The following is a 12,214-nucleotide window of genomic DNA, read 5'->3' as shown; positions in this document are numbered from 1 at the left end:
GGTTCCGAATTGAATTCCCTGTAAAAAATTGAATCCCCTGCACTCCTATGATTTTCCAATTCGAATATACTGGTTTTAACATTTAACGTAACTTTAGATCTTATTTCCAAAACGGACCAGCCTTGAAGATCACTTTTACGCTTATTTTCTGTTTGCTGATAATTTTACTACATACAACAGTCAGTGCCCAGAAAGATACGACCCATGTGCCAGCAGATAGCGCCAGCGCAAAACAACAACTGGACAGTTTACAAAATAACAAACCGTTGACAGAGAAAGATACCGCCATCAGCTACCGCATCAATGGCGTATATCTGAAAAGCATCTGGACAGATTTAAAATACACGGCAGCACGCCCTGCTCACTGGCAAAAACGCGACGTCATCCGCTTAGGCATCGTAGTTGGCGGCGCCGGTGTATTAATGACCGCGGCGGATTACGAAATAAAACAATTCATGCTGCGCAACCATACCAGCGGATGGAATGCCGTTACTAGTCAGATCGAGCCATTCGGCAATGCTTATTCACCTTACCTGATTGGCGGTATGTACCTGGCTGGTGTGATTGCAAAAGACCGGAAACTTGAAAATGCCGGCCTGATGTCAGCAAAATCATTACTGATTTCAACCCTGATCTATACCACCGCCAAATCTGTTATCCGCCGCGGCCGCCCTACTTACTTCGATTCTCCGTTTGAATACAACCAGCCACTTACCATGGATAAGTATCATACCTCCTTCCCTTCCGGGCATATGAATACGGTGACTACGGTGGCGACTGCACTGGCAGAGATTTATGGCGAAAAGCACCCCTGGGTACCCTGGGTCACATATAGCATTGCAATTGCAACAGGAGCTACAAGAATGTACCAGATCAGGCACTGGAGCAGTGATGTTTGGGTAGGCGCCTCCCTGGGATATTTTGTAACAAAAAGTATCTTCCGCCATCAGCGGGAAATGGAACATAAAAAAGCATTGGCTGCCCGTGCAGCAGCCATGTAAAGAATAGTCAAAAAAGGCGGGTACCTTAGGTACCCGCCTTTTTTGACTGCAAGCAAAAATGCAATTATTTCTTCATCCCACCCATTTCAAGGATGGTATTAAATTCATCTTCCGTCACCGCACACACTGAAAGCCGGCCCTGCCTGATCAACTGAAAATTCTCCAGCCGCTTCTCCGCTTTCATCTGCGCCAGCGTCACCTGCTCTTTAAAAGCCTTCACAGGTTGCAGGTCTATCACCACCCAGTTCGGATCAGGCGTAGTCGGATCCTGATAAAACTCCTTCGCCACTTTCGCGATACCTACTACTGCCAAACCTTCATTGCTATGGTAAAACAATACCTGGTCGCCCTTCTTCATCGCCTTCATATTATTCCTGGCCTGGTAATTTCTCACCCCATCCCAGAAGGTCTTTCCATCCTTCATGAATTGCTCCCAGGAATATTTAAATGGCTCCGACTTAACTAACCAATAATTCATCAATTGAATGTTTTTAAATGACGCTCCAATATACTGCCGGTAACCATGAGGTCATCTTTTATTCAAAGCCCTCATTCACCCGTATGCATGGAGTTTGTATTCAGGGAATGTGCCAGACTACCACCCACTCGCCAACACATCGGCAATATGCATCGTCTTAATATTCAGGTCGTGTTTTTTAATATAACCGTCCAGGTGCATCAGGCAGGAAAGATCTGTAGAGATCAGGTAATCCGCTCCTGTAGCAATGGCATTATGTACCTTCTGTTCCCCCATTCCAATAGAAATTGGTTCATATTTCACAGCGAAAGTACCACCAAAGCCACAGCAGGTTTCACAATCATTCATCTCCGTCAGTTCCAGTCCTTTCACCTTACTCAGGAGATTCCTGGGCCCCTGCTTGATATGACACTCTCTCAGTGCTGCACAGGAATCATGATACGTAGCTACACCATTCAGCGTCGCTCCCAGATCAGAAACATGCAGCACCTCCGTCAGAAATTCCGTAAACTCATACAGCTGCTTACGCAACAGTTTTACATCATTATGCGCGGCAGAATTGTCGAACAACTTACCGTAATAATTACGTACAAACCCAGTGCAGGAACCGCTGGGTGCTACGATATAATCAAAGGTGTGAAAATCCTTTAGAAACTTGGTTGCCACTGCTCTCGATTCATCCCAATACCCGGCATTAAAAGCAGGCTGACCACAACAGGTTTGATTGGCATTGTAACTAACGTTACAGCCCAGCTTCTCCAATACTTTTACCATATTGAAGGCTGTTTCGGGGAATAACTGATCTACAAAGCAGGGGATAAAAAGCTGAACGTTCATCGAGTTAGTCTTTATAAATAGCTGATAAGCTATCGGAAAATTACATAGTCTGGTGCAAACGCTGCATCTTACCATTCAATATTATAGCATAAAGCTTTCGCTTTATGCCAATCAAAATACCACCCTATTTAAATACGAGAAATTTACTTGCCCTTTTGCATCTTCCGCATCATACTGATCATTTTCAGCGCGGTCAGTGCACCTTCTTCACCTTTATGTCCATGTATGCCACCCAACCGTTCCTGCGCCTGTTCCATATTATCAACCGTCAAAATCCCGAAGATAACCGGCACAGGCAATTCCAGGTTCAATTGCATCAGGCCCTCTGTCACACCCTTACAAACGTAATCAAAATGAGGTGTCTCCCCACGGATCACACACCCAAATGCAATAATAGCGCCAGGCTGAGCACCTGTGCCCTGGGTATGCTCCCAATATTGTTTCGCAGCAAAGGGGAGCTCAAACGCACCCGGAACTTTCACTTTAGCAACCTTTGTGATATTATACTGCGCAAGCGTCTTGTCACAGCCCGCCACCAACTCACTGATGACAGCATCATTCCATTCGGTATACACTATAACAACACTGGCATCCTCAATTCCGAGAATGCCAGTATCGTCCAATAAACTTTGATTATGTATTGACATGTTGAATATATTCTACCGGGAGTGAGCATACCACCATTACGAAAATATTCCACAATTTGTAGTATCCTCCCTCTGCCGAAATTATTCTCTAACTACACCCAGTCTGGCCAGGTATTTATCCATCTCGCGGCCTTCGTTGGACTGAGGATATTTTTCGCGGATCTGCTTGTAAACAGCGATCGCTTCGTCGTTCTTACCAGCAAGCTCCAAAGCTACACCTGCACGGAACAGGTAGGTTGGACCAGTAAAATCGTTGTCGCTGTACTGACCAGCTTTTTTATAATACTCGATTCCTTTCTCAGTATTCTTCAATTCCATGTAAGCATCGCCGGTTACGCCATAAGCCATAGCCTGCACCAGCTGATCGCCTGCATTGAAATCTTTCAGCATATCGATACTTTCCTGGAACTTGCCCATCTTCACGTAGCAAAGACCAGCATAATATTTTGACAATTGACCGGTTTTGGTGCTGCCGTACTTCTTAATTACCTGTAAGAAGCCATCGTTGTTACCATCTCCGTTCAGTGCCAGGTTAAATGAATCTTTTTCAAAAGCTTTCTGTGCGTGGAATACCATGTCCGCTGCTTTCTTCTCATTCGGAGCCTTGATGAATTTGTTGTAGGCAAATGTACCGCCTATCACCACAACGATAACGAGAAGGGCAATGTTGATGACATTCTTGTTCTTGAAATAAAAGTCTTCCGCCTTGTGTACAGAGTTTTGCAAGTCGAAGTCCTTCTTTACAGGAGCAGATTCAGCGGCCTTATTTTTTGTTTCGGTCATTGTAATTGTGATCGTTAAATTGTTATTTCTTATTAGGGTACAGGTACGGCCTGATCGCCATATTCCCGCAAATATAAAAAAGGTTAGCGAATCTGCCGCGCCAATTCATGCCCGGACCTGACCGCTAACCTATTAAATATCACTTAGTCAACAATGAAAGGATAATCCTGTTGTGTGTATACATCTTTCAGCAGCTCGTCATCAGAAGGCCATGGAGAATTTTCTGCAAATTCTACGCAATGTTCAACCTGTTGTTTAACCTTCTCAGTGATAGCTTCGATTTCTGCTTCTGTCGCCCATTTGTTTTTCTGAATGGTCTTCAGTACCACAGTCAGCGGATCTCTCTCTTTGTATTCTTCTACTTCTTCCTTAGTACGATACTTAGCAGGATCACTCATAGAGTGGCCACGATAACGGTAAGTTTTGATCTCAAGTAAGGATGGACCTTCGCCGGCGCGCGCACGCTTTACAGCTCTATCCATACCTTCATGTACCGCTTCACAGCTCATACCGTCGATAGTATCGCTAGCCATATCGTAGGCGTTAGCTAACTTATAGATATCCAGTACGTTAGAAGTACGTTCTACTGAAGTACCCATTGCGTACATGTTGTTTTCGCAAATGAAAATTACTGGCAGTTTCCACAGCATGGCCATGTTAAATGTCTCATGCAGCATACCCTGACGGGCAGCACCATCTCCAAAGAAGACTACTGCAACATTGTCAGTACCCTTGTATTTCTCAGCAAATGCCAGGCCCGCACCGGTACCAATCTGAGCGCCCACAATACCGTGTCCGCCAAAAAAGTTATGCTCTAAAGAGAAAAAGTGCATACTACCACCCTTACCCTTAGAACAACCAGTAGCTTTACCATACAGTTCAGCCATACAAGCGTCCGGAGACATACCCTTGGCAATAGCCAGCGCATGGTCACGATAAGCAGTGATGAATTTATCCTCCGGTTTAGTTGCTGTCATACAACCCGCAGCTATCGCTTCCTGTCCAATGTACAGGTGGCAAAAACCACGAATCTTCTGCATTCCATATAATTGGCCGGCTTTTTCCTCAAAGCGGCGCAGCAAGAGCATCAATTCATACCAATACAAATACGTCTCTTTGGTGAACTTCGTCTTTACGTCTGTTTTTGTAGCCACTGTTTCTTAATTTGTCCGCAAATATAACAGGAAAATCCTAAAAACTAAATACTTTGCAACTTTGCTGGAAATACATACCATAATAATATAATAGGCACCTGCCATACAGGGGTTAAAAAAATTACAATTTGCTGTCGCTCAAAAAGATATCATTAGTACAATTTAAGAACTATACACGGGCAGATCACCGGTTCTCCAGGCGGATCATTGGCATCACCGGGCGCAACGGCTCAGGAAAAACCAACCTCCTGGATGCTATTTACTACCTCTGCTTCACAAAAAGCTACTTTACCAGCAGCGAAGCACAAAATACCCAGTACAACACCAATGGCTTCCGGATCGATGCATTCCTCGACAAAGAAGGCCATGAAGAACATATTGTATGCACCGTCAAAGATGGCAAAAAAGATATAGCCCTCAACGATGAATCATACGAACGATTTTCCCAGCATATCGGCAAATTTCCCGCTGTTATGATCGCCCCCGACGATGCCGAAATTATCCTGGGCGGAAGCGAGGAACGCCGCAAATGGCTCGATGCCCTGCTCTGCCAGCTACATCCCGGCTACCTGGATCACCTCATCACTTACCAGAAAGTATTACAGCAACGCAACAGCCTGCTCAAAGCAGCCCCTGCCACCAGCCAGGATATGTTGCTCGACGTGTTTGACGATCAGCTCATTCAACACGGTACACCTATTTATGAATGGCGTAGAAATTTCCTGCCTTCTTTCATACAACAGGTGCAATCATTATATGATTACATCGCCGGCCAGCACGAGGTAGTGAATATTCAATACCTCTGCAGTCTCCATGAGCAGTCATTTGCACAACTGCTGCAAGCCAATCGCTATAAGGATACCATGATGCAGCGTACCACAGGTGGTATTCACAGAGATGATCTGCAGTTCCTGCTGGATGACCATGCTATGAAATCAAGTGCATCGCAGGGACAACGAAAAAGTTTTTTGTTTGCACTGAAACTGGCGCAGTATGAAGTGATCAGAAAACACAAAGGCTTTGCACCATTACTCTTGCTCGATGATGTGTTTGAAAAGCTGGACCAGGAGCGTGTTTCACGCCTTATACAGCTGGTAAGCGGTGCTGATTACGGGCAGGTGTTCATCACTGATACACATGCTACAAGATTAGTAGATGCATTTAAAGAAAAAGAAGCAGGTTTTCAATTGGTAGAGATGGAGTAATGCTTATCTTTGCGGCATGCGCTACGGTATTACGACAATGGGAGATGCCCTCAAAGATTTTATGGATAAAAGCCGGATGAAACCACGGCTTACAGAAGTACGGATCAGAGAGAACTGGGAACAAATCATGGGTAAAACGATCTCCAGGTATACTGAGGGTATTCAGTTGATTGACGGGAAATTGTTGATTTCTACCAATGTAGCACCCTTAAAACAAGAATTGTCTTATTCAAAAGATAAGATTATTAAGCTGGTGAATGAGATGCTGGGCGAGCCGGTGGTAAGAGAAGTAGTGATCCGGTAAGGATCATTTTTTTTGCGCTGTCATGCACCTTCATTTTTAACACCTCAAATTCCATTTTTGAAAGCCTCCGAAACCCAATATTCCTTTAAACATCTCTAAAACGGCGAAAACATTAGCTTGTGACTAATGTTCCCAACCTGAAAAAATTGGATTTATAAACTCGCCGTGGATGTAGTTGATGACGATGATTTTTTATTAAACTCCCTGATCAGCATATTAATGTCATCTACTTTCAAACTGGTATGTAAATGTACTATAAGTATATCCTTCTCATCCTGAATCAACATTACTACATTCCCCAGGTTATCATCCGCTCCTTTATTTAATACATGCACCACACTCCCCTTATCTCTTACCTCCATAAGTACATCAAAGTGATCTTTATCAATCAGCTTTCGTTTCAGGCTAAGCAGATCAGCGGCAGGAATCGGCCCGTCATAGCCTTCCATAGCATAGAGCTTGATTTTGTGGATCTTTGAAAAAATCATCTTTGCATCTGCACCATCAGCAACCTTATCACGTGGAATAAGGCCGGATATAAAGCGCATGGGCAATCTGCCTACGCCAATTCGGAAAGTTACGGCCACGCCTCTATGAGCATTATAAAATTGTGAGAGCAGGCGATCCTGGGCTTGCGTGGACGTTGTGTTAAAAAATAAACAAACAAAGAGTGATAATACGAGGCAATGTTTCATAAGGCTTGTTTAATTTAAATCAATTTAAAACCTGTGGTTCTTTACATTGTACTTTTCTTATTCAGGGATTTCAGCCTATCCATCCCCCCAATATTCATATCATTAGCTATCTGGCTGATCTCGTTCAAATCAATATCCCCCAATAAACTCATCGCTACAAATTCGTCCTTACTCCCCACCAGCATAATCAGCTCTGCAATATTCCCCTTACTATTCTCTTTTACCATGAACTTCACCAGTTCCCCATCACTCCGTACAGTCATCAGTTCCTCATACTCCTTTGTCAACTGGGAGGCCGCTTCCTGGTACAGCTTATTCCCATCTTTCGTGTTTTCTTTTACAAGGATCCGTAGTCCTTTAAGCTTTTTGACAATCGTCATGAAGCTCTTTCCTTCAGCAGAATTAATATCAAATTTGCTGAACATGGAGAACATCTTAGGTGTGACGCTGACCAAAGTAAAGCTCTGGTCGTTTTCATACTTTTGAAAAAAACGATCGATCACACTTACCTGTTGGGCAAACAGGCCCGTAGCTGCTGTTAATAGCAACAGCAATAAACATAAGCGTTTCATTGTTTTACAATTTTATTTTAAGGAATTAGAATGGCCAGATTTGTGTTTTGTTACGTTTTGTTTGGCTCATGGTTTTAATTGTTTTTACTTCTTAAAAAATTAAAACCTAAAAAAATGACAGTTCAAGTTCGCTCTACATTATTCCTGATTGCTCGTTTCTCTTTTAATCCGCTTTAATAATCTCCGTCGCTTCGTTAAAATAAGCGATCTTTTTCGCCTGCGCCGTACCCTTATTCAGGTTCTTCGCCAACAGCTCCAGCGCCTTCTTTGTCGCCACATAAGCCTCCTTCGGATCATCATAGGTATCCACTTTGTTCAGTGCCTCCGCCATACCACGATCATTCATCTGCTCCTGCTTGATCTTAAACTGACGACCACTATATGCCAGCCCTACTCCCAAAAGCAATACTGCCGCATATTTCATCCAGTGCTGATAAGGACGAGGCATGGAAACGAGCACTGTATTTCTCTTCGTTTTTTCTTTACCCTCCTGAGAAGAAATCTCTTCTAATGCTCCCTCACCCACTACCCCTCTCTCTAAAACCCTCTTCTCTAAATCTTCCATCTCCTCCAAACCAGCCATCTCCCGCTCCCCCTCCATCACAAAATACCCAAACAACGCCGCTGCCTCCCTCAAATCTGCCGGCAGCTCCTGCCTGTTCCCAGCAAAAAAACTGCGCAGCAATTCCTCTTCTTCCAGCGAAGTTTCCCCTTCCCAATACCGGCTCAGTAATTCTCTGATCTCATTATACTCCATACACTTGCAGTTTTTGTAATTGTTCACGTACTGATTTACGGGCACGATGTAAATTCACCTTTACATCACTCAGGTCTATTTCTAGTATATCCGCAATCTCCTGGTAAGTATGACCGTCTATATCACGCAATTGCATAATAGTACGGTATTTTTCCGGCAATGCCCGCATGATCCGGTGCACACTGTTCATCACATCCTGCTTAGCCGCAGCCTCATGAGGATTATCCTGCTGTGTAACAACCATATCAACCGCCTTATCCAATTCCTCCGATCTGCGATACTTTTTAGATTTCAACCTGTCCAATGCAAGATTCCGCACTATCCGCATACACCATGCCTCCATATTCTGCAGCTCCGTCATCCGCTCTTTCTGCTGCCACACTTTCACCATCGCATCCTGGGTGATGTCTCTCGCATCCTCCTCATTCCCCAGCAGGTGGTAAGCAAAGCGATAAAGCTTTTGCCTGACCGGGATGACTTGTGTTTCAAATATTGCAAGAGACATATATTAACCAGGGCGTTTATATAAGGAAGACGACTCGTGTGAGGGTTTGTTACAAAAGTTTCAAAGTTTTTTAAAAAAAAACGGCCTAAAACGAAAAAAGCCCATAGGGCTTTGATTTACAATACTATTAATCAAACAATTTACAGCTTTATCCGCGGATCTATCACACTATACAACAAATCCGCCAGCAAATTAATCACCACAAATATCCCCGCCGTAAACAACACGGCCCCCATCAACACCGGAAAATCAAACTTCTCCAACGCATCTACCGTCATTTTCCCAATCCCTTTCCATCCAAATATATACTCCACGAAAAACGCCCCTGCCAGCAACTCTGCAAACCACCCTGTAATCGCCGTCACCACCGGGTTCAAAGCATTCCGCAAAGCATGCCTGAATATCACCGCCCACTTCGGCAACCCCTTCGCATATGCCGTCCTGATATAATCCTGGTGCAATACATCCAGCATCGCCCCCCTTGTCAACTGTACAATAATCGCCAATGGCCGGATCCCCAATGTCACCGCCGGCAATACCAGGTTCCGCAAAGTCAGGGTCCAGCCCGAAAACGCATCATAGTCGAACAAACTCCCCGTCATATGCAAACCCGTATAATCACTCAGCACAAAGCCGAACAGATATGCCAGCACAATCCCCATAAAGAACGATGGCGCCGAAATTCCCACCACACTCGCAAACACCGCCCCCGTATCCATCCAGGTATCTTTCTTTACCGCCGATAAGATCCCTAATCCAATCCCCGCCACCGTTGCAAACAGGATCGCTGCCACCGCCAGTACCAATGTTCCCGGCAAAGCCTCCGTCAGCATCTCCCACACATCTTTCTTTCCCTGGTAAGATCTTCTTAAATAAGGTGTCTTTAACACCAGCAACCTATCTCCGCTCAAATGCAGCAAAGGCACAAAATGCAAAACACGCTCTGCCTCCTCACCCGAATGTACCGATATGGGAGACAAATCATTCAGGTACAATAAAAACTGCACCGCCACCGGCTTGTCCAAATGCAATTCCTTCCGCACATTCTCCAGCGAAGCCACATCCGCCCGCTGCCCCAGTGTCAGTCGCGCCGGGTCGCCAGGCAATACATTAAATAAAAAAAATACCAGTGCCACTACCCCGAGCAGCACCAGTATTCCGTAACTTATTTTTCGCAGGAGAAATCTCAGCATAATCAGTCGATAGCAAATGGCAAATCACGGTAGCTCCACTTTCCTTTGATGGTACCCTTCTCCAGCAACAGCAAACAAGGATTACTCCTGCCTGCCGTCTTAATAGCCGTTCCGTCCATATTCAGGAATTGAAAGTCCAGTCCGTTCTTCTTCACAAAAGGTTCCACCTGGTCTTTTGTAGATGCTGTTACCCCATAAATATAACATTTACCCTGTTTTGCGAGGGCCTGTAATGCCGCCATTTTACGTTGCCAGCCATCCGCTGCTTCATTCACATCTTTTACCAGGAACAAATACACCGGTGTTGCCTCTGTCAATATCGCCTCCGTCTGGTTACCACCATCAAAATCCGTCAGAATAAAATCCTTCACCGGCGGTTCACCATCCCCTTCTTTTACCAACTTGTCTTTTCTATCTACATACACCCAGGTACTATCATTCCATGGGAAGTTCTCCGTCGTAAATTCCTTCGCCTTACCATCTTTCTTATAGATCAACACCGTCTCATACACATCCGGATGCGCACCCGGTGGCAGTTTCATCTTCTCAGGAATATTATTACCTACCTTATAACCAAGGCAATCCACCAGGGGCAGATGCGCCAGCGTATACCACTGAATACCCAGTGAGAAGATCAGTGATACCAGCATCAATGCTCCATTTGCTTTCGTGCCAAACAAAGGCCCGATCTTATCTTTATAAAAGAAGATCACCAGGATCATCACCAGTAAAGCCACATCCTTCCAGAAAGTCTCTGCCGGAGACAGTTTAATACAATCCCCAAAACAGCCACACTCGCGTACCGTACCGCTAAACAACGCATACGCTGTCAGGAACGTAAAGAACGCAATCAGCAATAAGATCAGCCAGGTGAACAAGCGCATCCTGTACCCGATCAATATCGCTACACCACATACAATCTCAAATGCATTCATGGCCACTGAGTACACCAGCGAGTAGTGCGACATAAAGCCCAGGTGCAGTACTTCAAAAAATTCATCCATCTTATAACTCAGGCCCAGCGGATCATTCGCTTTGACCAGACCGGAGAAGATGAACAACACCCCCACAATGATTCTTAATAGGTTAAGGAGAAATTTCATGGATAATTTAATTTATTGTGCCAGTTTACCTGCCGGCACATCAACACATTATAGCTAAATTTGCATGGCAAAATAATCAATAATACGCAAACAGGATAAACGGAAAGGAGGAATGGCAATTATGAGTACTATTAACTGTAAAGGCAAATTACTGGACCTGTCAACCACACCGGTTGTGATGGGGATCATCAATATTACTGATGATTCTTTTTTTGCTGATAGTCGCACCAAACAACTGGATGCGATCATGGACAAAGCTGCGCAACACCTCGCAGCAGGCGCGCAGATACTGGACATCGGGGCACAAAGCACGCGTCCCGGCTCCCTTACCGTGGGCGAAAACACAGAAATCGACAGACTGATACCAGCCATCTCGGCACTGGTAGAGCGCTTCCCGGATGTAATCATATCGGTAGACACTTACTATGCAAAGGTAGCAGCGCAATGCATCTCTGCCGGAGCCGCCATCATCAACGATATCAGCGCGGGCGACATGGATCCGGGCATGATCGCCGTAGCAGCAGCTACCAAAGCTCCATATATCGCAATGCATATGCAGGGAACACCCGCCAGCATGCAACACCAGCCACATTATGAAGATGTAACCCGCGAAGTGCTGGATTATTTCATAAAGAAAAAGGCGGAATGCCTGGCAGCAGGCATCAAAGACCTCATTATTGACCCTGGCTTTGGTTTTGGTAAAACCATCGCACACAATTATACACTTTTGAAAAATATGAATGCTTTTCATATATTGGATTGCCCTTTATTGATTGGCATCTCCCGAAAGTCGATGATTTATAAATTGCTGGAAATTACACCAGCGGACGCGCTGAACGGTACAACGGTGTTGAATACACTATCTTTACAGGCCGGCGCACAAATATTAAGGGTACATGATGTAAAGGCTGCGATGGAAGCAGTAAAGATCCATCAGTATATGAAAGGTCTCTGATATTTCCTGATCAAAAAGCGCACAT

15 protein-coding genes are annotated in these 12,214 nt (G+C 44.7%); 4 read left to right on the top strand and 11 right to left on the bottom strand.

Annotated elements, in window-relative coordinates:
- Positions 1-122: 122 nt before the first annotated feature.
- Positions 123-1,001: a phosphatase PAP2 family protein gene (locus U0033_RS33100; protein ID WP_072357151.1), complete on the top strand. Its 879-nt coding sequence runs from the start codon at positions 123-125 to the stop codon at positions 999-1,001.
- 64 nt (positions 1,002-1,065) lie between these two features.
- Here U0033_RS33100 and U0033_RS33095 read toward each other — a convergent pair whose 3' ends face one another.
- The 5 genes from U0033_RS33095 to pdhA all read right to left on the bottom strand — a co-directional run bounded on the left by U0033_RS33095 (position 1,066) and on the right by pdhA (position 4,900).
- The gene (locus U0033_RS33095; protein ID WP_072357150.1) at positions 1,066-1,479 is read right to left on the bottom strand and encodes an EVE domain-containing protein; all 414 of its coding nucleotides are present in this window, start codon (positions 1,477-1,479) and stop codon (positions 1,066-1,068) included.
- A gap of 117 nt (positions 1,480-1,596) precedes the next feature.
- Positions 1,597-2,316, bottom strand: coding sequence for a (Fe-S)-binding protein (locus U0033_RS33090; protein WP_072357149.1), 720 nt, complete (start codon positions 2,314-2,316; stop codon positions 1,597-1,599).
- A 143-nt stretch (positions 2,317-2,459) separates the two neighbouring features.
- Complete coding sequence (gene ribH / locus U0033_RS33085) at positions 2,460-2,963, bottom strand: 6,7-dimethyl-8-ribityllumazine synthase (RefSeq protein ID WP_072357148.1); 504 nt, start codon at positions 2,961-2,963, stop codon at positions 2,460-2,462.
- 81 nt (positions 2,964-3,044) lie between these two features.
- Positions 3,045-3,746: a tetratricopeptide repeat protein gene (locus U0033_RS33080; RefSeq protein ID WP_072357147.1), complete on the bottom strand. Its 702-nt coding sequence runs from the start codon at positions 3,744-3,746 to the stop codon at positions 3,045-3,047.
- A gap of 143 nt (positions 3,747-3,889) precedes the next feature.
- A complete protein-coding gene (gene pdhA / locus U0033_RS33075) occupies positions 3,890-4,900 on the bottom strand; it encodes a pyruvate dehydrogenase (acetyl-transferring) E1 component subunit alpha (RefSeq protein ID WP_072357146.1) in 1,011 nt (336 codons plus the stop codon).
- Positions 4,901-5,028: 128 nt separating this feature from the next.
- On the opposite strand from pdhA, the gene recF reads away from it, so the two are divergent.
- Both recF and U0033_RS33065 read left to right on the top strand, forming a co-directional pair.
- Positions 5,029-6,105 carry a DNA replication/repair protein RecF gene (gene recF / locus U0033_RS33070; protein ID WP_083571335.1) on the top strand — a complete coding sequence of 359 codons (1,077 nt, stop codon included), beginning with the start codon at positions 5,029-5,031 and terminating at the stop codon, positions 6,103-6,105.
- A gap of 16 nt (positions 6,106-6,121) precedes the next feature.
- Positions 6,122-6,409 carry a DUF721 domain-containing protein gene (locus U0033_RS33065; RefSeq protein ID WP_072357145.1) on the top strand — a complete coding sequence of 96 codons (288 nt, stop codon included), beginning with the start codon at positions 6,122-6,124 and terminating at the stop codon, positions 6,407-6,409.
- A gap of 152 nt (positions 6,410-6,561) precedes the next feature.
- Here U0033_RS33065 and U0033_RS33060 read toward each other — a convergent pair whose 3' ends face one another.
- From U0033_RS33060 to U0033_RS33035, 6 genes are all read right to left on the bottom strand, one after another.
- A complete protein-coding gene (locus tag U0033_RS33060; protein WP_072357144.1) occupies positions 6,562-7,104 on the bottom strand; it encodes a DUF4252 domain-containing protein in 543 nt (180 codons plus the stop codon).
- Between the two features lie 41 nt (positions 7,105-7,145).
- Positions 7,146-7,676, bottom strand: coding sequence for a DUF4252 domain-containing protein (locus U0033_RS33055; RefSeq protein ID WP_072357143.1), 531 nt, complete (start codon positions 7,674-7,676; stop codon positions 7,146-7,148).
- Between the two features lie 163 nt (positions 7,677-7,839).
- Positions 7,840-8,433: a hypothetical protein gene (locus tag U0033_RS33050; RefSeq protein WP_072357142.1), complete on the bottom strand. Its 594-nt coding sequence runs from the start codon at positions 8,431-8,433 to the stop codon at positions 7,840-7,842.
- Positions 8,423-8,938 carry an RNA polymerase sigma factor gene (locus tag U0033_RS33045; protein WP_072357141.1) on the bottom strand — a complete coding sequence of 172 codons (516 nt, stop codon included), beginning with the start codon at positions 8,936-8,938 and terminating at the stop codon, positions 8,423-8,425. The genes U0033_RS33050 and U0033_RS33045 overlap by 11 nt, the downstream gene beginning before the upstream one ends.
- Before the next feature lie 140 nt (positions 8,939-9,078).
- Positions 9,079-10,131 carry an ABC transporter permease gene (locus tag U0033_RS33040; RefSeq protein WP_072357140.1) on the bottom strand — a complete coding sequence of 351 codons (1,053 nt, stop codon included), beginning with the start codon at positions 10,129-10,131 and terminating at the stop codon, positions 9,079-9,081.
- A gap of 2 nt (positions 10,132-10,133) precedes the next feature.
- Positions 10,134-11,234 carry a BT_3928 family protein gene (locus U0033_RS33035; protein WP_072357139.1) on the bottom strand — a complete coding sequence of 367 codons (1,101 nt, stop codon included), beginning with the start codon at positions 11,232-11,234 and terminating at the stop codon, positions 10,134-10,136.
- 121 nt (positions 11,235-11,355) lie between these two features.
- Here U0033_RS33035 and folP point away from each other — a divergent pair, with 121 nt between their 5' ends.
- Positions 11,356-12,189: a dihydropteroate synthase gene (gene folP, locus U0033_RS33030; protein ID WP_072357491.1), complete on the top strand. Its 834-nt coding sequence runs from the start codon at positions 11,356-11,358 to the stop codon at positions 12,187-12,189.
- Positions 12,190-12,214: the final 25 nt, after the last annotated feature.

This window comes from Chitinophaga sancti, assembly GCF_034424315.1.
Taxonomy (GTDB): domain Bacteria; phylum Bacteroidota; class Bacteroidia; order Chitinophagales; family Chitinophagaceae; genus Chitinophaga; species Chitinophaga sancti.
Note: the sequence above shows the minus strand (reverse complement) of the source record. Positions and strands in the feature narration are given on the sequence as shown.

What these genes read in the sequence shown, in the direction of transcription:
- U0033_RS33095 (WP_072357150.1), bottom strand. Translation starts at nt 1,479, where the DNA reads ATGAATTATTGGTTAGTTAAGTCGGAGCCATTTAAATATTCCTGGGAG.
- U0033_RS33090 (WP_072357149.1), bottom strand. Translation starts at nt 2,316, where the DNA reads ATGAACGTTCAGCTTTTTATCCCCTGCTTTGTAGATCAGTTATTCCCC.
- ribH (WP_072357148.1), bottom strand. Translation starts at nt 2,963, where the DNA reads ATGTCAATACATAATCAAAGTTTATTGGACGATACTGGCATTCTCGGA.
- U0033_RS33080 (WP_072357147.1), bottom strand. Translation starts at nt 3,746, where the DNA reads ATGACCGAAACAAAAAATAAGGCCGCTGAATCTGCTCCTGTAAAGAAG.
- U0033_RS33065 (WP_072357145.1), top strand. Translation starts at nt 6,122, where the DNA reads ATGCGCTACGGTATTACGACAATGGGAGATGCCCTCAAAGATTTTATG.
- U0033_RS33060 (WP_072357144.1), bottom strand. Translation starts at nt 7,104, where the DNA reads ATGAAACATTGCCTCGTATTATCACTCTTTGTTTGTTTATTTTTTAAC.
- U0033_RS33055 (WP_072357143.1), bottom strand. Translation starts at nt 7,676, where the DNA reads ATGAAACGCTTATGTTTATTGCTGTTGCTATTAACAGCAGCTACGGGC.
- U0033_RS33050 (WP_072357142.1), bottom strand. Translation starts at nt 8,433, where the DNA reads ATGGAGTATAATGAGATCAGAGAATTACTGAGCCGGTATTGGGAAGGG.
- U0033_RS33045 (WP_072357141.1), bottom strand. Translation starts at nt 8,938, where the DNA reads ATGTCTCTTGCAATATTTGAAACACAAGTCATCCCGGTCAGGCAAAAG.
- U0033_RS33040 (WP_072357140.1), bottom strand. Translation starts at nt 10,131, where the DNA reads ATGCTGAGATTTCTCCTGCGAAAAATAAGTTACGGAATACTGGTGCTG.
- U0033_RS33035 (WP_072357139.1), bottom strand. Translation starts at nt 11,234, where the DNA reads ATGAAATTTCTCCTTAACCTATTAAGAATCATTGTGGGGGTGTTGTTC.
- folP (WP_072357491.1), top strand. Translation starts at nt 11,356, where the DNA reads ATGAGTACTATTAACTGTAAAGGCAAATTACTGGACCTGTCAACCACA.